Below are 23,735 nucleotides of genomic sequence, written 5' to 3' on the forward strand. Positions count from 1 at the left end.
TTAATAATTTAAAATATGGGATTTGGAGGAAGTTCAAGTGGCGCCAATGTAATATTCAAAAACAATCGGCGGCAAAAGAAATCGAAGACTGAAAAATTCCAAAAATCTACTGGTTCCGGAATTGAAGGAATTATGCCTGAAAAAACAAACAGGGCTCAGCTTCTTGAAATAAGAAAGAAGATCAGAATAGAAAATAAAAAAAAACAGCGGAAAATAATTATATTCTCCGCTGTTATTATGGTAATCTTTACGATAATATTTTGGAAAGTGATGTTTTAATCAACTACCCTCTCCTCCACTTACTGGTTTCCTCAAAAACGTGTTCAAGGATCTTTTTATCTTCTTCTGAAAATTCCACGTTCCGGCGGTTCATAACAATTTCAGCAACTTCAAAGGCTTTCTCGGTTTTGTAAACCGTCAGCCCGGCGTTGCCACCCCAACTGAAGCTGGGTACAAAATTTCGTGGAAACCCGGCTCCAAAGATGTTTGAACTTACACCCACAACCGTACCGGTATTGAACATTGTGTTTATTCCGCATTTACTATGGTCGCCCATCATTAATCCGCAAAATTGCAATCCGGTTTTAGCAAAACCTTCAGTTTTATAATCCCAAATACGCACTTCAGCATAATTATTTTTCAGGTTGGAATTATTGGTATCGGCACCCAAATTACACCATTCCCCTAAAACCGAATTTCCTAAATATCCGTCGTGACCTTTATTGGAATTCGCAAAAAGCACTGCATTATTTATTTCTCCGCCACCACGACATCCAGGCCCCAACGTTGTTGGACCATAAATTTTAGCACCCATTTTCACCAAAGCACCTTCGCAAACTGCGAGAGCTCCTTTTATAAGGCTGCCTTCCAGTACTTTTGCATCTTTCCCTATATAAATGGACCCGGTGGAAGCGTTTAATGAACAATTCTCCACTTCGGCTCCTTCCTCTATAAAAATCTTTTCGGGATTTTTTACGTAATTCGATTCGTGGATGGGCTGAGATTTTCTGCCTTTGGTTATAATTTCAAAATCGGCTTCTATAGCTTCCCCGTTTTTTGAAAAAATATCCCAGGAATTATTTATTTGAATTACCCCATCGGCCAACTCTATTTGCTCATAGTCCTCTAAAGCTACTTCCTGATCTTCGTAAGCGTGAAAAGCAACAATATCTTCCTGATGAAAGATTGCCTGGTTTGGTTTTAGGCTTTTTATTTGTTGCAAAAATCCAGGATTAGGAAGAAAAGAAGCATTTATCATTATGTTTTCTTCCAATTCTACCATTGGCCATTTTTCGGCTAAATAATCTTCGGTAACTGTAGAAGTGGTAGATTTTAAAAGGAACTCCCATTTTTCCCGAATTGTAAGAATACCAACTCTAATATCGGCTACAGGCCGCGTAAAGGTAAAAGGGAGTAAGCGGTTCCTGGCAGAACCGTCAAATAATATATAATTCATCCGCACAAATTTAGGTTTCAAAAATACAAATAAACTCACTTGACGCAAGTCTACGGGCTTTTAACTTGAAAAATGAAGTGAAAAATAATTTCCTTCTTCCTGAAACCTTTATATATTATAAAAAGTAAAGCACAAAAAAAGTCGCCTTAAAAAAGACGACTTTCTGAAATTATATATAACAAAAAATTATTTCTTGAATTTCTTGTACTTGTTTTTAAACTTGTCAATACGCCCGGCGCTATCAACCAATTTGGTTTGCCCGGTGTAGTATGGGTGAGAAGTTCTTGAGATTTCCAACTTAATAAGTGGATACTCTGTACCTTCTACTTCAATAGTTTCTTTAGTGTTCGCGGTAGATTTAGTAATGAATACATCTTCGTTAGACATATCTTTAAATGCTACTAATCTATAATTTTCCGGATGGATTCCCTGCTTCATCGCTTTAGTTCTTTTAATTTTCGAGGTGCAAATTTAAGTAATTCAATTATAAAAACAAGGGATAGACAAAAATATTTTTAATTCTTCTGCAATGTAACGTTTTGTTATATTTGCTTACTAACCGGTTGTAACTAAACAATCTTAAATTATGGAAAATTCTACTTCAATTAAATCGGTTGCCTATCCTTACGGGTTTGTTCTTGCTATTTACTCTATTTTAGCCCTGGTTCTTATTTATGTTTTTAATGTAGCTCAGGATAACTGGGTGGTCGGGGTAATAAATACTCTTGTTTCAATTGCTATTTTTGTTTTAGCTATTAAAAAATTCAAGCAAAATAACAATGGTTTTCTAAGTCTAAAGGAAGCTTTAAAAGTAGGATTAGCTGTAGCCGTAATAAGCGGAGTAATTACTGCAATTTATTCCTATATTCATTATAGCTTTGTATATCCTGAGTATTCAGAAATGATGTACGATCAGGCAGTTTTACAAATGGCAGAACAAAATATGCCAGAATCTCAACAAAATCAAGCTTTGGAAATGACCAAAATGTTTACTAGTCCCTGGTTTTTTGCAACTATGGCGCTAGTAGGAAGTTTATTTTTCGGCTTTATAATATCATTAATTACAGGGTTAATTCTAAAGAGAGAAAATCCTGCACATCAATAGAAATAAAATAATGCAGATTTCCGTCGTTATTCCGCTTTTAAACGAAGAACAATCTTTAACTGAATTATATAATTGGATCGCAAAAGTAATGCGATCCAATTCCTTTTCACACGAGATCATTTTTATAGACGACGGCAGTACAGATAATTCCTGGAAAACCATTGAAGCCCTGGCAGAAAATGACCAGGCGGTTAAGGGAATAAAATTCAATAGAAACTACGGGAAATCCCAGGCACTTCACGCGGGGTTTCTACGAGCTAAGGGAGATGTTATTATCACTATGGATGCCGATCTTCAAGACAATCCAGAAGAAATCCCCGAACTTTATAAAATGATTACCGAAAAAGGTTACGACCTGGTTTCGGGCTGGAAAAAGAAGCGCTACGATTCTGTAGTCACCAAAAATATCCCTTCAAAAGTTTTCAACGCTGCAGCGAGAAAAACTTCCGGCGTAAAACTGCATGATTTTAATTGCGGCCTTAAAGCTTACAAACAGGCGGTTGTAAAGAATATTGATGTTTATGGCGAAATGCACCGGTATATCCCGGTTCTTGCAAAAAATTCGGGTTTTACTAAAATTACCGAAAAGGAAGTTCAGCACCAGGCTCGTAAATACGGAAAAACAAAATTTGGCGCCGAAAGATTTATTAATGGCTTCCTGGATCTTATAAGTATTTGGTTTCTTTCGAAATTTGGTCGCAGGCCTATGCACCTTTTTGGGGCTTTAGGGGTTTTAATGTTTATTTTCGGTTTTCTTTCGGCCGGTTGGATTGGTATTTCCAAACTTTACAAACTTTATCACGGCCTGCCTAACGTTTTGGTAACCTCAAACCCCTGGTTTTATATCGCTCTTGCGGTAATGATAATTGGTTCGCAATTGTTTCTTGCAGGTTTCCTGGGTGAGCTTATTTTACGCTCTAAACGCGAAAAAGAACGCTACCTTATCAATAAAACCACGCCAAATTTATAATGCCATTAAGGCATTAATCCTTATTTTTGTTTCTCTAAACTTATAATTATGGCTAAAAATAAACCAGAAATCCTGGCTAAGGCTAAAACCTGGCTGACTGATATATTTGACGTAGACACGCACAAAGAAATTAACCATCTAATTGAAAACGATCCGGCTGAACTGGAAGAATCTTTTTATAAGAATGCCGCTTTTGGAACCGGTGGTATGCGTGGAATTATGGGTGTAGGCACCAACCGTATCAATAAATATACCCTCGGAAAAAATACCCAGGGACTTTCTAATTTATTGAAAACCGAATTTAAAGGTGAAAAATTAAAAGTAGCGATCGCGTACGATTGTAGAAATAATTCTAAAGAACTGGCGCAAATGGTAGCTGAAGTATTTTCGGCTAACGAGATTGAGGTTTATTTGTTTTCAGAATTAAGGCCAACCCCAGAGCTTTCTTTCGCGGTGAAATATCTTGATTGCCACGCGGGAATTGTACTTACCGCAAGCCATAATCCGCCAGAATATAACGGTTATAAAGTGTATTGGCAGGACGGTGGCCAGTTGGTACCGCCACAAGACACCAAGCTTGTAGACATAATCAATAATTTAGAATACGAAGAAGTTAATTTTAAAGCCAAACCGGAATTTATTCATAAAATAGATACCGAAGTAGATGAAGCATTTCAAAAAGCTTCAGTTGAAAATGGAAGTTTTAATACTTCCGCCTCGGCGAAAGATAATTTAAACATTGTTTTCACCTCCTTGCACGGAACGGCCTGTAAGACGAATCCGCAGATTTTAGAAAAAGCTGGTTATAAAAATGTTTTTCTTGTTAAAGAACAAAAAGAACCTAACGGAAATTTCCCAACGGTAAAATCGCCAAATCCTGAAGAACCGGAAGCCTTAAAAATGGCGTTAGACCTGGCGGAAGAAAAAAATGCCGATATTGTAATTGGCACCGATCCAGACGGCGACCGTCTTGGCGTAGCAGTTCGTGATTTGAATGGAAAAATGATTCTGCTTAACGGTAACCAAACCATGTTGGTTATGACCTGGTTTTTGCTGGAACAACATAAGAAACAGGGTAAATTATCGGCTAATTCTTTTGTGGCTTCTACCATTGTTTCTACCCCTATGCTTAAAAACATTACAGAAGATTTTGGCGCTCAGTATCACGAAGTTTTAACTGGGTTTAAGTGGATCGCCAAATTGATTAAAGACAATCCAGACCTTGATTATGTTGGCGGGGGTGAAGAAAGTTTTGGTTTTATGGTAGGCGATTTTGTGCGTGATAAAGATGCGGCTACTTCTACTCTACTCGCCTGCGAGATCGCAGCACAAATGAAAGCCGAAGGCAGCTCTTTCTATGAACAACTTTTAAAACTTTATACTGAATACGGTCTTTACCGTGAAGAACTAATTTCTTTAGTGAAAAAAGGGATTGAAGGGGAAGCAGAAATCAAGCAGATGCTAATTGATTTAAGGGAAAACCCTTGGCAGGAAATTGATGGTGAAAAAGTTGTTCTTATTGAAGACTATCACACCTCTAAAGCCAATAACCTACAGGATAAAATTGAAGAAGAGATTAGAATCCCAAAATCTAATGTATTAATTTACTATACCGAAAACGGGACAAAAATAGCAGCAAGGCCAAGTGGTACCGAGCCAAAAATCAAGTTTTACTTCAGTGTGAATTCAGATTTGAATAAAGTAGAAAATTTTGATGCTGAAAATGCCAGGCTGGCCGAAAAGATAAAGCGCATTAAAAACGAATTACAACTGGGCTAAGCGCTCTACTCTATGACCTATTTAAAGAAGATTCTTCAGTTTGCAAGACCCTACAAGCGTTTTGCGATACTTAACATTATAAGTAATATTTTTTACGCACTTTTTAGCACCCTGGCGTTTATTTCTTTTATTCCCATGTTGCGGGTGCTTTTTCAGGAAGAAGAGCCAATTAGCAGCAGGCCGGTATGGAATGGCGAGTTTAGTGGCCTAAAAGATTTTGCTAACGATTATTCTAATTTTTTCCTGAATCAACAGGTAGAAGCTCACGGCCAAATTGCTGCTTTGGTAAGTATTTGTATTACAGTAATTGTGCTTTTCTTTTTAAAGAACTTTTTTAATTACCTGGCTTTATATTTTATTGCCAACCTTAGAAACGGGATGCTTAAAGATATAAGGAACCGTATATACGATAAAATTGTAGAATTACCGGTTTCCTTCTTTTCTGAAAAACGAAAAGGAGATTTTATTTCCAGGATTACCAGTGATGTTCAGGAAATTCAGACTTCATTCTTAAGTATGCTGGAGCTTTTTGTTAAAGAACCGCTTACTTTGATTTTTACCCTGGTAGCAATGATCGCGCTTAGCCCGAAATTGACGCTCTTTGTGTTGGTATTTTTACCACTTTCAGGTTTATTGATTTCTTCTATTGGAAAGAAATTAAAATCTCAATCTACACAGGCACAACAGGAAAATGCAAACTTTCTAACCATTGTAGAGGAGTCACTTTCAAGCTTAAAAATCATTAAAGGTTTTAATGCTGAAGATAAATTTAAAAAGAAATTTTATGACAGCACCGGCCGATTAAACCGAATTTTAAATACGCTTTTACACCGCCAGAACCTCGCCTCACCTATGAGTGAGTTTCTGGGTGTGGTGGTAATCACGATAATTTTATGGTTTGGGGGAAGAATGGTGTTGATTGATAATACTATGGACGCCTCAACTTTTATAGGATTTCTGGTATTAACGTATAATATTCTAACGCCCGCAAAAGCAATTTCAAAAGCTACTTACTCTATTCAAAAAGGAAATGCCAGTGCCGAACGAATTTTAGAAATCCTGGAAACCGAATCAACAATAAAGGATGATAAAAATGCCATAAAGAAAGAGAGTTTTGAAAACAGCATTAAAGTAGATAATATCAATTTTAGGTACGAAAAAGAAAACGTACTTAAGAATTTTTCTATGCAGGTGGAAAAAGGGAAAATGGTTGCTCTGGTAGGTCAATCTGGTAGTGGGAAATCCACCATCGCAAACTTAATAACCCGTTTTTACGACGTTAACGAAGGTGATATTAAACTAGATGGGCATAACATTAAAGGAATTACCAAAAAATCGCTGAGAAACTTAATGGGACTTGTTACCCAGGATTCTATACTCTTTAATGATACGGTTAAAAATAATATTGGATTAGGGAAAGACAATGCTACCGAAGAGGAAATTATTGAAGCCTTAAAAGTTGCCAATGCCTGGGAGTTTGTAAAGGATCTTCCCAAAGGCCTGGAAACAAATATTGGCGATAGTGGCAATAAATTAAGTGGCGGTCAAAAACAAAGGCTTTCAATTGCCCGGGCTGTACTAAAAAATCCACCAATTATGATTCTTGATGAAGCTACCTCTGCCCTGGATACCGAAAGCGAAAAGCTGGTGCAAAAAGCCCTGGAAAATATGATGAAAAACAGAACTTCTATAGTTATCGCCCATAGACTTTCCACCATACAAAACGCAGATAAGATTATTGTACTACACCGGGGCGAAATTGTAGAGCAGGGCAAACACCTGGAATTACTCGCCCAAAAAGGTACCTATCAAAAGTTAGTAGAAATGCAATCTTTTGATTAAGGCACAAAAAAAAGCTGTCTAAGAAAGTCTCAGACAGCTTTTTAAAGTTTTAGATATTTTTTTTATAAAATCAACTCTCCATTTTCCAGAGCTTCATCTATATTAGCGCTAATCGTAGTATGGGTTCTAAAGAATTTTCTTCCATCTTCTCTTTTCAATTTAACAGTAGTTTCACCTGCATCATTTGTTTCTACTGCAGTTACTTCTACTCTATTCCCATTCAGGCTCTTATAGTTTGCAATTCCACCTTTTTTAATTATGAAATTAGCTTTAGGTAAATCTAAAGATTTAAAATTCTGATTTTCAGTTTGATTAATCACTAATACATCTCCTACCGTTACCGGTTCAGTTTGGTTTTGTGCCTCTACTTGAAAAGCAAATAATAGCATAATCGGAATTATAAGTAAATTTCTCATAGTAATTGTTTTTATTTAGCAAAAATATACATATTTTTTTGCCATAATACAATTATTAAGCACTTTTAGCATAACTTTCACATGTTCATTTATAGGTATAAAAAAAGGACGAAGTAAACTTCATCCTTTTTTAAAAATTATTCTCATTGTGGGGCAACTAAGAATAATAGATTTAATTCGTTTTCAATTGGGGCAAAAAAGATTAAATCATTTTTGATACTGTAAATATAGATTAGAGAAATCAAATCACCAAACAAAAAGTGCATTTTAACTGATTTTTATGCATTTTGTCGATTATATAAAGATTTGGCTTACGCGAAAATTAGGATCGAATTCTTTTACTCGCTGACTTTAAGAAGAATAAAGTTTTAATTACCTTTGGCTTCCGCTACACGGGATTCCACATGAAAATTAAGACAAGTATCCCTTTGAAAACGTCCGAAGATCTACTTATTAAACGCTTACAGGATAAAAAGACTTCTTCTGAAGCTTTTAAGGAATTGGTATCTTTATATAAGGAGCGTTTATACTGGCACATTCGTAACATGGTGAAAGACCATGAGGATGCGCATGATGTGCTTCAGAATACTTTTATCAAAATTTTTAGAAATATCAATAATTTTAAAGGAGAAAGTAAATTATTTTCCTGGATGTATCGCATAGCCACCAACGAATCTATAAGTTTTTTAAATAAACGCGCTAAATGCAATCACATCACTTCAGAAGATTTACAGCAACAACTAATTTCCAATTTAGAAAGCGATGTTTATTTTGAAGGAGATGAAATTCAATTAAAGTTGCAAAAAGCAATTGCCAGTCTGCCAGCTAAACAACAACAGGTTTTTAATATGAAATATTTTGAAGAATTAAAATACCGGGAAATGGCAGAAATACTTGAAACCAGTGAGGGAGCGCTAAAGGCATCATACCACCACGCGGCTAAAAAAATTGAGGAATACTTAAAAACCAATTAAACCTTTTGTACTTTTCATAGTCAAATAAGCAAATGAAGAAAGAAAAAATATCATATAATCAAAAATCAGGCTTTAAGACCCCAGCAAACTATTTTGAGGGTCTAGAAGAGGATTTGTTAGATATGGTGAAACTTTCAGAAACTCTGGGAGAAAAAAAATCTGCTGGTTTCACTGCACCAATTGGATATTTTGATGGCCTGGAAGACGAAATTCTTAAAAAAGCGACTAAACCAGAAACCAGGGTTAGAAATTTATTTACCAAAGAAGCATTTCTTTATGCTGCCAGTATCGCCGCAATTGTAATTGCTTTTGCCAGTACTTTTTACATTAACCCTGAAACTCAAACAAGCTGGGACAATGTAGAACTTTCAGTGATGGAAAATTATATAGACAATAATAACATAGAATTTTCTACAAGTGAGATTTCAAATTATATTTTTCAGCAAGGATATATTATTGATGATGCAGATCTAAATACTGTAAATTCTGATGCGATGAAGAATTATCTTGATGAAAATTTAGAAGATCCGCTTTATATTTTAGATGAAGATTAATATGAAAAACCTACTTATAATATTATTAATGTTTTCTGGATTGTGGGAAATGCAGTCCCAAAACAGAAGTGAATCTCATAGAGAGAAAATAAAGGAATTAAAAACTGCTTTTTTTACCCAGGAGTTAAACCTGGATAAACAAAAAGCTCAAAAATTTTGGCCAATTTATAATGAATATGAGTCTGAATTGCACGAATTGAGAAAACGAGAGCATAGAGATTTGCCTAATTTAGAATGTATTTCTGAAGATGAGGCCGAGGAAATGCTAAAAGAATACGTCATTATAGAAAGGCAGGATTATGTTCTTAAAGAGAAACTTTTCAAGGATTTGAAAGAAATAATGTCTTCTCAGGAAATTATTAAACTTCATAAATTGGAAGACGAATTTCATAAAAAATTGATTAAAGAATACCGATCTAGAAAAGATCGCGAAAATCAGGAATAATAAAGCAAAATCCTGGTTGGGCAATAAAAATCTCACCTGGTGAGTCTTAAAAGTTAGTTTTTTGGTTAGTTAGTAGTTAGTTAGCATCCCGGTAGGTTTTGCCTCCCGGGATTCTTTTTAATTCAAACTCCTCGAAAGGTAAGTTTACAGGATATAGTATTGATTATTCTTCCCCTAGAGGTGAGCCCAGAATATTTAAATCTCGATTATTGAGTAAAATTGAGCTTCGCAATCCTACCTTTTCCTGCAGCATACGCCACTGAGTCGTTTCTAAATCTTAAGGTATAAAAACCTTCTTTAGAAATTTCTTCCCAGGTTTTACCAGAGTCTTTAGAATATGAAATTCCGCTAAATCCAGTGGCTATTATTTTTTCTCCTCCACCATTAGGTACAAACCTCACACTACTTTTGTAGCCTGGCTCCTGCCCTTCTGCAATTAATTCCCAGGTTTTGCCACCATTTTTGGTAATAGCTTTATTCCCGGTATTTCCATTGGGTTTGGTATAATCTCCACCGATAATAATTCCGAAGTTTTCATCATAAAAATCCATACTATATCCGCCGGTTGTGGCTTCCCCATCTATTAAAGGAGTATTATAAACTTCCCAGGTTTTCCCTTTGTCTGGCGAGAAATAAATTCGGGATTTCATTCCCCCGGTTAAAATCCAGGTATTATCTCCTTCAATAGCTATATTAGAATTACTCGCTGCAAAAGCAGCTTCTCCTGCTATAACTTCAGGCAAAACATCGCAGTTTAACTTTTCCCAGGTTTTACCACCGTCGCGGGTTATAATTATTGAAATACAATTATCAGTTGGGTCACCCATTGCAATTCCTTCCTCATTATTCCAAAAAGCCATGGCATCATAAAAAGCTTTTTCGTGCTCTTCTTTATAAACTAATTCCATCGCTCCAGAATCTCCGGTTTTATAAAGTAAAGCGGGACTTCCAACGCTCAACATAAAAAAATCGTTATTTGTAGAAGCTACTGCTCTAAATTCGGGCACCAGTGTATCGTATTTTTGAGTATTGGTTCGCCAGCTTTTATTATTAAAATTATACATCCCAAAAGTGGCATTATTTGCTGCGAAAGCCAGGTTATTCCCAATTATCTCAATCGCTCTAATACTCAAGGAATTATTTTCCAGAATAGGTTCTATAGTTACTGAAGTATATTCTATTTCAGGTTGTACCCGGTTTTCTTTTTCCGCTTGTTTCTCATTTTTACAGGCACTAAAAATTATAAAAAGACATAACAATAGAATTCTGTTCATAAGTTGAATTTAAATGTTCTGGTTAAAAAAATTACTTCGGCACAAACCTAAAAAGCTCTCCTCAAAAATATATGGTGATCTCGAGACAGTACTTATACTAATTCATCTCAATTATCAAATCAAATATAATTTTTTTCTGCAGCAAAACAGCCTATTGTGAGCTTATAAAGCGCCCTAAAACTTATTATTTAATATGTAGCCAGGCCTTGAAGCAATTAAACCACAATTGTCGACTAAAAAAATTACCTTTGCAAATTCAAAATTTAGTTATGCGGTTACACAGGAATTTGGTTTTTGCCACCATAGACGCCTTAAATGAAATATTCAACAATAATAAATATGCCGATAAGGTTATAGAGCAAACCCTGAAACGCGATAAGCGCTGGGGATCTCGCGATCGTAGTTTTATTGCTGAAACCGTTTACGATATTGTTCGGTGGAAAAGACTTTATGCTGAAATTGCTGAAGTTAAAGAGCCGTATGATCGTGAAAATTTATTTAGATTATTTACCGTGTGGGCTACCTTGCGCGGAATTGCGCTCCCAGACTGGCCTCAATTTGCCGGCACACCTACCCGAAGAATTAAAGGAAAATTTGATAGCTTAAGTAAAATTAGAAAATACCGCGAATCTATTCCAGATTGGATGGATGAGCTTGGAGTAAAAGAACTTGGTGAAAAGGTGTGGGATAAAGAAATCGCAGCGCTAAATCAACAGGCGCCCGTTATTCTTCGAGCTAATACCTTAAAAACAAGTAAAGATAATTTACGCAGCGTTCTTAAAAACGAAGAAATTATTTCCGAACCTATAAAAGGATATAAAGACGCTTTAAAACTGGAAGAACGCGGTAACGTTTTTAGAACCCAGGCTTTTAAAGATGGCTTTTTTGAAGTTCAGGATGCTTCTTCGCAAGTAGTAGCCGAATTTCTGGAGGTAGAACCCGGGATGCGCGTGGTAGATACTTGCGCTGGTGCCGGTGGTAAAACACTTCACCTCGCTGCTTTAATGGAGAACAAAGGCCAAATTATTGCTACCGATATCTACGGAAATAAACTCAAAGAACTTAAACGCCGCGCCAAGCGTGCAGGTGCCCATAATATAGATCCACGTGCCATAGACAGCACAAAAGTGATCAAGAAACTTTACGGAACTGCAGATCGTGTGCTTATAGATTCCCCATGTAGCGGCCTCGGAGTGTTAAGCCGAAATCCGGATGCTAAATGGAAATTGCAACCTGAATTTATAGACAATCTTATAAAAACCCAGGCCGAAATAATTGAAACCTATTCCCGTATAGTAAAACCGGGAGGAAAAATGGTTTACGCAACCTGTTCGGTTTTACCTTCTGAAAATGAAAAGCAAGTAGAAAATTTTCTAAAAAATACTGAAGAAGGAAAAAAATTCAGATTGCTTAGAGATCAAACCCTGCTTTCTTCTGAAACCGGTTTTGACGGATTCTACATGGCACTTTTAGAAAAAAAGGCTTAAGGGTTTCTCCCCAAATTTTTAGAATGAATCAATTTCAGGTAAAATCCCGCTATTTTTCCTGAAATTGATTTTTTTGATGAAAAATTACTACTTTTTATTTCTTCTTATACTTTTTTATTCCTGTTCAGAAGACGATACCTCAATTCCTGAAAAAAAACCGGAAGAAAATAATTTTTCTACTGAAATCTTCTTTTCAGAATATGTAGAAGGTACTTCTTATAATAAAGCGCTGGAAATTGTAAATCTTACCGGAGAAAATATTAACCTGGAAACTAAAATTTATTCCATTAAAAAACAGTCTAATGGAACCGGCGATTGGATGGGTGAAGTTTTACTTGCAGGTAACTTAGCACACGAAAAAACTTTTGTAATAGGAAATGAATCGGCTCCTATTTCTAAAATTATTTCAGGATCCAATCAATTAAAAGCCGGCGCACCTTTAGATTTTAACGGTAACGATCCTGTAGGGCTTTTCAAAAACGGGGAGTTAATAGATGTTATTGGAAATCTTGATAGCGATGAAGATTTTGCCAAAGATCAAACTTTAAGAAGAAAAAAATCCATAAGAGAACCTTCTCTTGAATACAATCCCAATGACTGGGAATTTCTGGAAATGGATAATGTTGAAGATTTGGGTAGTTATTAAACTACGAAAGGAGTTATGCTATTGCGAACGCAGGACGAGCGGGCAATCTTTTAGTTTAGTAACCCGCCTATTTTAAAAGGAACTTATTTGAAAAAGTACAGATTGCCGCAGTCGTCTAAAAAGACTCCTTCACAATGCCAGTACTTTTAAAAGAGTAATCCTTAAAACTAAAAATCGGTTCGTGAATTCGTGGCAAAACCTCCACAATATTTTCTGCACTAAGTTCCTAAAATATTTCCTTTAAAAAACCTAAATTTGTCTTTTCGCGAACAACACAAAACAACATAGAATGATCCTTTTCTTTGGAGACCAATCCACCAAGGTTTTTGCGGTAGAAACGCATACTAATCTTACGGCGCAAGACATTACTAAATTAAACTGGCTTTTTGGGAATACACAACAAATTAATAAATCTGCTCTGGCAGATTTTTTTGTTGGTCCCCGTGCCGCAATGATCACACCCTGGAGTACCAACGCGGTAGAGATCACCCAAAATATGGGAATAAATGGCATTATTAGAATTGAAGAATTCTTGCGAATAGATAAGAATTTTCACGATTTTGATCCCATGCTCTCTCAAAAATACGAAGGTTTAGACCAGGATATTTTTGATATTCATATTAATCCTGAACCTATTATTGAAATTGATGATATTGCAGCTTATAACCAGCAGGAAGGTCTCGCACTTAATGTAGAAGAGGTTGCTTATTTACAGGGCTTAGCCGATAAATTAGGCCGAAAACTCACAGATTCTGAAGTTTTTGGATTCTCCCAGGTGAATTCTGAGCATTGTCGCCACAAAATTTTCAATGGTACTTTTGTGATAGATGGAGAGGAAAAGCCAAGCTCGCTGTTTAAAATGATTAGAAAAACTTCTGAAGAAAATCCTAACGAAATTGTTTCGGCTTATAAAGATAATGTTGCTTTTATAAACGGTCCGCGAGTACAGCAGTTTGCACCAAAACGTCCTGATGTTCCAGAATATTATGAAAATAAAGATTTTGATTCGGTAATTTCCATAAAAGCCGAAACTCATAATTTCCCCACCACGGTAGAACCATTTAATGGTGCGGCAACCGGAAGCGGTGGCGAAATTCGTGACAGGCTTGCGGGCGGAAAAGGTTCTTTGCCTTTAGCCGGAACCGCGGTTTATATGACTTCCTATTCCAGGCTGGATAAAGACCGGAAATGGGAAAATGGAATGAAAGAACGCGATTGGTTGTACCAAACTCCAATGGATATTTTAATAAAAGCATCTAACGGAGCTTCAGATTTTGGAAATAAATTTGGACAACCTTTAATTTCAGGATCGGTACTTACTTTTGAACATACTGAGCACAATAGAAAATTAGGCTACGATAAAGTAATTATGCTTGCTGGCGGAATTGGTTACGGGAAAGCCAGCCAGGCACAAAAAGATATTCCTAAAAAAGGAGATAAAATAGTAATTCTTGGTGGTGAAAATTACCGAATTGGAATGGGCGGTGCCGCCGTTTCATCTGCCGATACCGGGGAATTAGGTAGCGGAATAGAATTAAACGCTATACAAAGAGCCAATCCCGAAATGCAAAAACGAGCTTCTAACGCAGTGCGCGGAATGGTAGAAAGCGAAGAAAACCCTATAGTTTCCATTCACGATCACGGTGCAGGAGGACATTTAAACTGCCTTAGCGAACTGGTAGAAGAAACCGGTGGAAAAATAGATTTAGATAAATTACCGGTTGGCGACCCAACTCTTTCAGCTAAAGAAATTATAGGAAACGAATCGCAGGAGCGAATGGGACTGGTTATTGGCGGTAAAAATTATGAAATTCTTCGCAGGGTTTCAGAACGTGAGCGCTCTCCTATTTACCAGGTTGGTGATGTTACCGGCGATCATAGATTTACTTTTGAAGGTTCAAAATCGGGTAAAAAGCCTATGGACCTGGCACTTTCAGATATGTTTGGCAGCTCTCCAAAAACCATAATGACCGATACTTCGGTAAAACGTATTTACGAGGATTTAGAATATTCTTCAGCAGATATAAAAGATTATTTAAGCCAGGTACTTCAATTAGAAGCTGTTGCTTGTAAAGACTGGTTAACCAACAAGGTAGACCGTTGTGTAACCGGCCGCGTTGCAAAACAGCAAACTGCCGGGCCATTGCAACTTCCGCTAAACAATTGCGGGGTAATGGCGCTGGATTATAATGGGAAAGAAGGCGTGGCCACTTCTATTGGTCACTCGCCTGTTTCGGCTTTGGTAGATCCCGTGGCGGGTTCTAAAAACTCTATTGGGGAAGCGCTTTCAAATATTATTTGGGCTCCGCTAGAGAAAGGTTTAAAATCGGTTTCGCTTTCGGCAAACTGGATGTGGCCCTGTAATAACGAAGGCGAAGATGCCAGGCTCTATGAAGCAGTGCGTGCCGTTTCAGATTTTGCGATTTCCCTGGGAATAAATGTTCCTACTGGAAAAGATTCACTTTCTATGAAGCAGCGCTATAAAGACGGTGAAGTACTTTCGCCGGGAACTGTTATCATTTCAGCTGCCGGGCATTGTGACGATATTACTAAAGTAGTTGAGCCGGTTTTGCAGCCACGAAGCCTCGGGGGAGGTGATATTTATTACATTAATTTATCGCAGGATAATTTTAAGCTTGGCGGATCTTCTTTTGCGCAAATTCTAAATAAAGTCGGGACAGAAGTTCCAACTATAAAAGATCATATAAGATTCGCTGATGCTTTTTATAATATTCAGGCATTAATTAAGCAGGATTTAATCCTGGCCGGGCACGATGTTGCTTCTGGGGGATTAATCACTACGCTTCTTGAAATGTGTTTTGCCGATACTAATCTTGGCGCAGATTTAGACCTTACCGGCTTGAATGAAAAAGACAGCGTAAAATTATTATTTAATGAAAACTGCGGAATAGTTTTCCAGGCAAAAGATGAAACCGCTGAACAAGTACTTACTGATAATAATGTTGAATTCTTTAAAATTGGAAAAGTAACGGAAGGAAACGAGTTAAAAATTAAAAACGGTGCAGAAAACCTGAGTTTTAATATTCCTGAGATGCGGGATGTTTGGTATAAAACTTCTTTCCTTTTAGACCAGAAACAAAGCGGTGTAGATAAGGCTACAGAGCGTTTCAATAATTATAAGAATCAACCATTAGAATTTAAATTTCCTTATGGTTTTACCGGTGAGCTTCCATTTCAATCTGATTTATTGGAGAAGCCTACCAAAGCTATTAAAGCTGCGATTATTCGTGAAAAAGGTTCTAATTCTGAACGTGAAATGGCCCGCGCAATGCATCTTGCCGGTTTTGAGGTTAAAGATGTACATATGACCGATTTAATCTCGGGCAGGGAAACCCTGGAAGATATTCAATTTATAGCAGCCGTAGGAGGATTCTCAAATTCAGATGTTTTGGGAAGTGCAAAAGGCTGGGCAGGGGCTTTCTTATATAACGAAAAAGCTAAAAATGCTTTAGATAATTTCTTTAAAAGAGAAGATACCTTATCGCTTGGAGTATGTAACGGTTGCCAGCTTTTTATTGAGTTAGGATTAATAAATCCAGACCACGAAAAGAAACCAAAAATGCTTCATAATGCATCGCATAAATTTGAATGTAATTTTACTTCCGTAGAAATTATGGAAAACAAATCGGTGATGCTATCCACACTTTCCGGAAGTAAACTCGGTATTTGGGCTGCTCACGGGGAAGGTAAATTCAGCTTTCCCTATAAAAAGGAACATTATAACATTGTAGGAGATTATGGTTATGATAAATATCCAGCCAATCCAAATGGTTCTAACCACAATACAGCTATACTTACCGACGATACCGGAAGACATTTAGTTATGATGCCGCACTTAGAACGCTCTACCTTTCCCTGGAATTGGGCCTATTACCCAAAAGACAGGAAAGACGATAAAGTAAGCCCGTGGCTTGAAGCCTTTGTGAATGCCAGAAAATGGTTAGATAAAAAATAAATTTTCTTCAGCATTATTTAAACGCCCAATGATATTTTTATTGTTGGGCGTTTCTATTTTAATTCAATGATTATCAATTTAATAAATAGCCCTTTAGGTATTAATCTGTTATAAATAGAATAGCTATATTCTTTAAAGAATTTATATTCTTAGTAATATATCTCTGTTTATTTTAATATTTCAATTTGAAATAGGCTACAAATTTGCTATTTTGCAAAGTATATAATAATGCTACACCCAAATGGATAAACCAACAAGACTTTTTGACTTTCCTTATTTTCAACTGGAAAAACACGCTTTAGATAAGTCGTTAGTCACAAAATATAATGGAGAATGGAAAGCACTTTCCACCCAGGAATATATTGATAAGGCAAATGCAATAAGCCGTGGATTATTGCGATTGGGTATAAAACCAAACGATAAAATTGCTATAATTTCTACGAGTAACCGTACAGAATGGAATGTAATGGATATTGGGGTTTTGCAAACAGGCGCGCAAACTGTACCTATTTATCCTACAATTTCTGAAGATGATTATCAATATGTATTAGATCACAGTGAGGCCGTTTTTTGCTTTGTATCAGATAAAGAAGTACTGGATAAACTAAATTCCATTAAACACGATACCAAACTTAAAGAGGTTTATACTTTTGATGAAATAGAAGGTTCTAAAAACTGGACTGAAGTATTAGAGCTGGGAGACGATAAAAGCAACCAGGACGAGGTTGAACAATTAAAGAACGCGGTTAAGCCAGATGATCTTGCAACTTTAATATATACATCTGGAACTACCGGGAGGCCAAAAGGAGTTATGCTTTCCCACAATAACCTGGTGAGTAATGTAATGGATAGCTCTAAGCGTGTTCCTTTTGAAAGAGGAACTTATGTTGCGCTTAGTTTCTTACCGGTTTGCCACGTTTTTGAAAGAATGATACTTTATTTATATCAATATTATTCAGTATCAATTCATTTTGCAGAATCTATAGAAAAAATTAGCGATAACCTCAAGGAAGTAAAACCACACGTAATAACGGCGGTTCCGAGACTTTTAGAAAAAGTCTACGATAAAATTATTGCCAAAGGTTCTACTGTTGGTGGTGTTAAGCAAAAATTATTTTTCTGGGCTGTTGAGCTTGGTTTAGAATATGAGCCATACGGACAAAACGGATGGTGGTATGAAACCCGCCTTAAACTGGCCAGAAAACTAATTTTCTCTAAATGGAAAGAAGGTTTAGGCGGAAATATTGAATTGATAGTTTCTGGATCTGCAGCGCTTCAACCACGCCTGGCCCGTGTTTTTGCCGCCGCCGATATTCCGGTGATGGAAGGTTATGGATTAACCGAAACTTCCCCGGTAATTGCAGTAAACGATCAAAGAAATAAAGGTTTCAGAATTGGAACGGTAGGAAAACCTATAGATAATGTAACGGTGAAAATTGCCGAAGACGGTGAAATTCTTGCGAAAGGACCAAACGTGATGCTTGGTTATTATAAAGAGCCAGAAAAAACAAAAGAAGTATTAAATGGCGATAACTTTTTCCATACCGGTGATATTGGAGAGCTGGATAAAGATGGTTTCCTAAAAATTACCGATCGTAAAAAAGAAATGTTTAAAACATCTGGAGGAAAATATGTAGCGCCACAAATTATTGAAAACACGATGAAACAATCTCGTTTTATCGAACAAATAATGGTGATTGGTGATGGCGAAAAAATGCCGGCAGCACTTATTCAGCCAAATTTCGAGTTTGTTGAGGAATGGGCCAAACGTAAAAATATTGATATTGGAGATGGCTCTGAAAAGGCTATTGCTGAAAACGATCAGGTTAAAAACCGTATCCAGGAAGAAGTAGATTTTTATAACGAGAAATTTGGGAAATGGGAACGCGTAAAAGTTGTTGAACTTACCCCGGAAGTTTGGGGAATTGAAGAAGGCCACCTTACTCCTACCATGAAATTAAAACGTAGAAATATTAAAGACCGTTATATGAAATTATACGAGAAGATATATAGAACTTCATAATTACCAATTATTTATAACTTAAGTTAAAACCCTTCTTTTCGAAGGGTTTTTTTATGCATTTCTCATAAACTTGCTCAAATAATAGAATGTCCTGATTATTTATTCTATTTTATTATGCGTGCATAATATATTTTTCTTAACTTTGAGAATCAACATTCAAAAATGAAGGAAAAGACCATAGATTATGTTTTACGTGCCACCTGGATGGCGGTATCAAAAATGTATAATGAAGAAGCCGGTAAGGCCGGCAGCACAATGTCTACCGGTTTTGCACTTTTAAGCATAGACCCCGAAAACGGAACTCCTTCTACCTCGCTTGGCCCTAAAATGGGAATGGAGGCGACCAGCTTATCCCGAATCCTTAAAACTATGGAAGATAAAGGATTAATTCTGCGTAAAAAAAACCCAAAAGATGGTCGCAGCGTCCTTATCTATTTAACCGATTTTGGCCGGGAAATGCGGGAATATTCCAAAAAAGTGGTTCTACGCTTTGATGAAGCCGTAAAGGAAAATGTTTCAGAAGAAGATCTAAAAACCTTTACAGAGGTCGCTAATACAATTTTAAACCTAATTTCTGAAAAGAAAATTTACAAAGAAGAAATTAAAATTGAATAGACCTCGGTTCACAAACCTGTACAATTAAGTTAATAATCGAAAACCTTATAGTAAAACCAGATAAAAATTATGAAGAGAAGAATTAATAAAGTAGCGGTAATCGGTTCCGGAATTATGGGAAGCGGTATTGCCTGCCACTTCGCCAATATTGGCGTAGAAGTTCTCTTGCTGGATATCGTCCCGCGGGAACTCAATGAGAAAGAGAAGAAAAAAGGACTCACTTTAGAAGATAAGGAAGTTAGAGACCGCCTGGTAAATGAATCTTTGCAAGCTTCTTTAAAATCCAAGCCCTCTCCTATTTATCATAAAGATTTTGCCAATCGCATAGAAACCGGAAATATGGAAGATGATATTTCTAAGGTTTCTGAAGTAGATTGGATTATTGAGGTAGTAGTAGAACGCCTGGATATTAAACAACAGGTGTTTGAAAAATTGGAAAAACATCGGAAAAAAGGTACGCTAATTACTTCTAATACGTCGGGAATTCCTATTCAGCAAATGAATGAAGGAAGAAGCGAAGACTTTCAGCAGCATTTCTGCGGAACGCACTTTTTTAACCCACCGCGTTACCTGAAGTTATTCGAAATTATCCCGGGACCAGACACGAAACCGGAAGTTCTTGAGTTTCTTAACGAATATGGCGAAAAATTCCTCGGTAAGAAATCGGTATTAGCTAAAGACACTCCGGCGTTTATTGGTAACCGAATTGGTATTTTCAGCATTATGAGTCTTTTCCATATGGTTAAAGATATGGATATGACCATAGAGGAAGTAGACAAACTTACCGGGCCGGTAATTGGCCGTCAAAAATCGGCGACTTTCCGTACGGTAGATGTAGTTGGTTTAGATACTTTGGTACACGTAGCCAACGGGCTTCATAAAGGTGTTCCAAACGATGAAGCGAACGATCTTTTTGCTTTACCAGATTTTATCCAGACGATGATGGATAACGAATGGTTGGGGAGCAAAACCAATAATACCGGTTTCTATAAAAAAGTAAAGAAAGAAGATGGCTCCAGTGAAATCAAGTCTTTAGACTTAGAAAAAATGGAATATCGCGATAGAAAAAGTGCGAAATTCGATGTACTGGCACAAACCAAAACTATTGATAACCTGGAAGACCGCTATGAAGTTTTAGTTGGTGATAAAGGAAAAGCCGGTGAATTTTACCGTAAGAACTTTGCAGCATTATTCGCTTATGTTTCTAACCGAATTCCAGAAATTTCAGACGAACTTTATAAAATTGATGATGGTGTGAAAGCCGGATTTGGTTGGGAGCACGGCCCATTTCAAATGTGGGATGCCCTTGGTGTAAAGAAAGGTGTTGAGATGATGAAAGCCGAAGGTAAAGAACCGGCGGCCTGGGTGAATGAGATGTTGGAAAATGGGAAAGATTCTTTTTACACTGTAAAAGAAGGTAATACCTATTATTACGATATTCAGAAAAAGGATTACACGAAAATTCCTGGTCAGGATGCGTTTATCATTTTAGAAAATATTCGCGAATCAAAAGAAGTCTTTAGCAACAGCGGTGTTGTAGTTGAAGATCTTGGCGATGGAATCCTGAATGTGGAATTCCGAAGTAAAATGAACGCCATTGGTGGTGATGTTTTAGACGGCATCAACAAAGCCATAGATATGGCCGAAAAAGATTATCAAGGATTAGTAGTTGCAAATAACGGGAAGAACTTTTCTGTTGGCGCCAACATTGGGATGATCTTTATGATGGCTGTAGAACAGGAATATGAAGAGCTTAATATGGCGATTAAATATTTCCAGGATACCATGATGCGTATGCGCTACTCCTCTATTCCAACAGTCGCCGCACCCCATTCAATGACACTTGGTGGTGGATGTGAGCTTTCACTACACGCCGATAAAGTTGTGGCAGCAGCCGAAACTTATATTGGTTTGGTTGAATTTGGCGTTGGGGTAATTCCCGGCGGAGGTGGTTCTAAAGAAATGACCGTTCGTGCCGCAGATACTTTTGAAAAAGATGATGTAGAACTGAACCGCTTAAGAGAGCATTTCCTAACTATAGGAATGGCAAAAGTCTCTACTTCAGCCCACGAAGCTTTTGATTTGAATATCCTTCAGAAAGGAAAAGATATCGTAGTGGTAAATCAGGAACGTCAGCTTACTATCGCGAAGAAACACGCTTTATTAATGGCTGAAAATGGTTATACAAAACCAATTCACCGTACCGATATAAAAGTCCTTGGAAAACAGGCATTGGGTGCTTTCTTAGTTGGAACCGACCAGATGAACGCGGGGAAATATATCAGTGACCACGATAAAAAAATCGCTAACAAACTGGCTTATGTAATGGCCGGTGGTGATCTCTCTGAACCACAAATGGTAAGCGAACAATATTTGTTAGACCTGGAAAGAGAAGCTTTCCTTTCCCTAACAGGAGAACGCAAAACCCTGGAAAGACTTCAGCATATGTTGAAGAAAGGGAAACCACTAAGAAATTAAGAATTATAAATGTTGAATTTTGAATGAATAATCATTCGAAATTTAAAATTCAAAATTTAGAATAATGAACAAAACAGCATACATAGTAAAAGCATACAGAACAGCCGTGGGGAAAGCTCCCCGGGGCGTGTTCAGGTTTAAGCGTCCAGATGATCTGGCTGCCGAAACCATAGAATATATGATGAAGCAATTATCCGATTTTGATAAAACCAGGATCGATGATGTAATTGTTGGGAATGCGATGCCCGAAGCAGAGCAAGGCCTTAACGTTGGACGTTTAATCTCTTTAATGAGTTTAGACACCGATAAGGTTCCCGGAATGACGGTTAACCGTTATTGTGCTTCAGGACTCGAAACTATCGCGATTGCTTCGGCTAAAATCCAAAGTGGAATGGCCGATTGTATTATCGCCGGTGGAGCTGAAAGTATGAGCTATATCCCAATGGGCGGTTACAAACCAGTTCCTAATTACAAAGCCGCTAAGGAAGGCAACGAAGATTATTACTGGGGAATGGGTCTTACTGCAGAAGCCGTAGCCGAGAAGTATAAAGTTTCCCGCGAAGACCAGGATGAATTTGCTTTTAATTCACATCAAAAGGCATTGAAAGCTCAGGAAGAAAATCGTTTTCAGGACCAGATTGTGCCTATAGATGTTGAAGAAACTTTTGTAGGGAAAGACGGTAAGAAGCAAACCAAAACCTATACGGTAAATAAAGATGAAGGTCCGCGTGCCGATACCTCTAAACAAGTTTTAGGTAAACTAAGACCAGTTTTTGCTGAAGGCGGAAGTGTAACAGCAGGGAACTCATCACAAATGAGTGATGGCGCCGCTTTTGTAATGGTGATGAGTGAAGAAATGGTGAAAGAATTTAATCTTGAACCAATTGCAAGGATGGTGAGTTATTCGCCTGTTGGTGTAGATCCTCGAATTATGGGAATTGGGCCGGTTCATGCTATTCCAAAAGCTTTAAAACAAGCTGGATTAAAGCAGAATGATATGCAGCTTATAGAATTAAATGAAGCTTTCGCGTCACAATCTTTAGCGGTAATCAGGGAACTTGGTTTAAATCCTGAAACTGTAAATCCAAATGGAGGCGCAATCTCTATGGGACACCCACTTGGCTGTACAGGAGCAAAACTTTCGGTGCAAATCTTTGATGAAATGCGTAAACGCAACCTTAAAGATAAATACGCCATGGTTACCATGTGTGTTGGAACCGGACAGGGAGCTGCTGGGGTTTATGAAGTATTTTAAATGATGTATGTTGAATTTTAAATGAATAAGATTGAAAAGTGAGAACATCATAGTAGACAAAACCTTTAAGTTTTCTCTTGATATTATCTCGCTTTTCAAAAAACTTCAAGACGAAAGAGAGTTTATAATTTCCAGGCAATTATTAAAATCTGCAACAAGTATTGGTGCGAATGTAGAAGAAGCAACTGCGGCACAATCAAAGCGAGATTTTATAAGTAAAATGTCAATCGCTTCCAAGGAAGCGAGAGAAACTAAGTACTGGCTGCGACTTTTAGAAGATTCAGAAATAACAAAAATTGAAGTTTCAAATCATTTAAATGAAATCACACATATAATAAACATTATAACTAAAATCATTATTACAGCTCAAAAAATATTAACAACACTGAATTATAAAAAGCTAGAGCATTTAAAATTTATAATTCAAAATTCAAAATAAT

Annotated in this window: 20 protein-coding genes; 16 read left to right on the forward strand and 4 right to left on the reverse strand. The window is 37.0% G+C overall.

What is annotated here, in order from left to right; genetic code table 11:
* Positions 1-15: 15 nt before the first annotated feature.
* Positions 16-279 (forward strand): hypothetical protein, encoded by a 264-nt coding sequence (locus tag AO058_RS14760; protein WP_075327240.1) that lies wholly within the window; start codon positions 16-18, stop codon positions 277-279.
* A gap of 4 nt (positions 280-283) precedes the next feature.
* Here AO058_RS14760 and AO058_RS14765 read toward each other — a convergent pair whose 3' ends face one another.
* Together AO058_RS14765 and AO058_RS14770 are read right to left on the reverse strand one after the other, a co-directional pair.
* Positions 284-1,456, reverse strand: a complete 1,173-nt coding sequence (locus AO058_RS14765) for a GlmU family protein (RefSeq protein ID WP_075327241.1) — start codon at positions 1,454-1,456, stop codon at positions 284-286.
* Positions 1,457-1,642: 186 nt separating this feature from the next.
* Entirely contained in the window at positions 1,643-1,894 is a 252-nt protein-coding gene (locus AO058_RS14770) for a type B 50S ribosomal protein L31 (RefSeq protein WP_037314972.1), read from the reverse strand.
* A gap of 148 nt (positions 1,895-2,042) precedes the next feature.
* On the opposite strand from AO058_RS14770, the gene AO058_RS14775 reads away from it, so the two are divergent.
* Genes AO058_RS14775 through AO058_RS14790 form a run of 4 tightly spaced genes read left to right on the forward strand, consistent with a single transcriptional unit; the run spans position 2,043 to position 7,152 of the window.
* Complete coding sequence (locus AO058_RS14775; RefSeq protein ID WP_075327242.1) at positions 2,043-2,561, forward strand: DUF4199 domain-containing protein; 519 nt, start codon at positions 2,043-2,045, stop codon at positions 2,559-2,561.
* A gap of 10 nt (positions 2,562-2,571) precedes the next feature.
* Positions 2,572-3,531: a glycosyltransferase family 2 protein gene (locus AO058_RS14780; RefSeq protein WP_075327243.1), complete on the forward strand. Its 960-nt coding sequence runs from the start codon at positions 2,572-2,574 to the stop codon at positions 3,529-3,531.
* A 48-nt stretch (positions 3,532-3,579) separates the two neighbouring features.
* A complete protein-coding gene (locus AO058_RS14785; protein ID WP_075327244.1) occupies positions 3,580-5,310 on the forward strand; it encodes a phospho-sugar mutase in 1,731 nt (576 codons plus the stop codon).
* 12 nt (positions 5,311-5,322) lie between these two features.
* On the forward strand, positions 5,323-7,152 hold the full coding sequence (locus tag AO058_RS14790; protein WP_075327245.1) for an ABC transporter ATP-binding protein: 1,830 nt from the start codon (positions 5,323-5,325) through the stop codon (positions 7,150-7,152).
* 62 nt (positions 7,153-7,214) lie between these two features.
* On the opposite strand, the gene AO058_RS14795 is transcribed toward AO058_RS14790, so the two are convergent.
* Entirely contained in the window at positions 7,215-7,568 is a 354-nt protein-coding gene (locus AO058_RS14795) for a hypothetical protein (RefSeq protein WP_075327246.1), read from the reverse strand.
* A 428-nt stretch (positions 7,569-7,996) separates the two neighbouring features.
* Between AO058_RS14795 and AO058_RS14800 the strand changes: the two genes are divergently transcribed.
* Genes AO058_RS14800 through AO058_RS14810 form a run of 3 tightly spaced genes read left to right on the forward strand, consistent with a single transcriptional unit; the run spans position 7,997 to position 9,541 of the window.
* The gene (locus AO058_RS14800; RefSeq protein ID WP_075327991.1) at positions 7,997-8,542 is read left to right on the forward strand and encodes an RNA polymerase sigma factor; all 546 of its coding nucleotides are present in this window, start codon (positions 7,997-7,999) and stop codon (positions 8,540-8,542) included.
* 32 nt (positions 8,543-8,574) lie between these two features.
* Positions 8,575-9,096, forward strand: a complete 522-nt coding sequence (locus AO058_RS14805) for a hypothetical protein (RefSeq protein WP_075327247.1) — start codon at positions 8,575-8,577, stop codon at positions 9,094-9,096.
* 1 nt (position 9,097) lies between these two features.
* Positions 9,098-9,541, forward strand: coding sequence for a hypothetical protein (locus tag AO058_RS14810; RefSeq protein ID WP_075327992.1), 444 nt, complete (start codon positions 9,098-9,100; stop codon positions 9,539-9,541).
* A 206-nt stretch (positions 9,542-9,747) separates the two neighbouring features.
* Here AO058_RS14810 and AO058_RS14815 read toward each other — a convergent pair whose 3' ends face one another.
* The gene (locus AO058_RS14815; RefSeq protein WP_075327248.1) at positions 9,748-10,815 is read right to left on the reverse strand and encodes a WD40/YVTN/BNR-like repeat-containing protein; all 1,068 of its coding nucleotides are present in this window, start codon (positions 10,813-10,815) and stop codon (positions 9,748-9,750) included.
* A 269-nt stretch (positions 10,816-11,084) separates the two neighbouring features.
* Here AO058_RS14815 and AO058_RS14820 point away from each other — a divergent pair, with 269 nt between their 5' ends.
* The 8 genes from AO058_RS14820 (at position 11,085) to AO058_RS14855 (ending at position 23,734) form a co-directional block, all read left to right on the forward strand.
* Complete coding sequence (locus tag AO058_RS14820) at positions 11,085-12,302, forward strand: RsmB/NOP family class I SAM-dependent RNA methyltransferase (protein ID WP_075327249.1); 1,218 nt, start codon at positions 11,085-11,087, stop codon at positions 12,300-12,302.
* 76 nt (positions 12,303-12,378) lie between these two features.
* Positions 12,379-12,948, forward strand: coding sequence for a lamin tail domain-containing protein (locus AO058_RS14825; protein ID WP_075327250.1), 570 nt, complete (start codon positions 12,379-12,381; stop codon positions 12,946-12,948).
* 289 nt (positions 12,949-13,237) lie between these two features.
* A complete protein-coding gene (purL, locus tag AO058_RS14830) occupies positions 13,238-16,924 on the forward strand; it encodes a phosphoribosylformylglycinamidine synthase (protein ID WP_075327251.1) in 3,687 nt (1,228 codons plus the stop codon).
* A 241-nt stretch (positions 16,925-17,165) separates the two neighbouring features.
* On the forward strand, positions 17,166-18,947 hold the full coding sequence (locus AO058_RS14835; RefSeq protein ID WP_075327252.1) for an AMP-dependent synthetase/ligase: 1,782 nt from the start codon (positions 17,166-17,168) through the stop codon (positions 18,945-18,947).
* Between the two features lie 162 nt (positions 18,948-19,109).
* Complete coding sequence (locus tag AO058_RS14840; protein ID WP_075327253.1) at positions 19,110-19,562, forward strand: MarR family winged helix-turn-helix transcriptional regulator; 453 nt, start codon at positions 19,110-19,112, stop codon at positions 19,560-19,562.
* Positions 19,563-19,631: 69 nt separating this feature from the next.
* Positions 19,632-22,040, forward strand: coding sequence for a 3-hydroxyacyl-CoA dehydrogenase/enoyl-CoA hydratase family protein (locus AO058_RS14845; RefSeq protein WP_075327254.1), 2,409 nt, complete (start codon positions 19,632-19,634; stop codon positions 22,038-22,040).
* A gap of 64 nt (positions 22,041-22,104) precedes the next feature.
* Entirely contained in the window at positions 22,105-23,295 is a 1,191-nt protein-coding gene (locus AO058_RS14850; protein WP_075327255.1) for an acetyl-CoA C-acyltransferase, read from the forward strand.
* 31 nt (positions 23,296-23,326) lie between these two features.
* Positions 23,327-23,734, forward strand: a complete 408-nt coding sequence (locus tag AO058_RS14855; protein ID WP_075327256.1) for a four helix bundle protein — start codon at positions 23,327-23,329, stop codon at positions 23,732-23,734.
* The last annotated feature ends 1 nt before the right edge of the window (position 23,735 follow it).

Source organism: Salegentibacter sp. T436 (genome assembly GCF_001932675.1).
GTDB classification, from domain to species: Bacteria; Bacteroidota; Bacteroidia; order Flavobacteriales; family Flavobacteriaceae; genus Salegentibacter; species Salegentibacter agarivorans.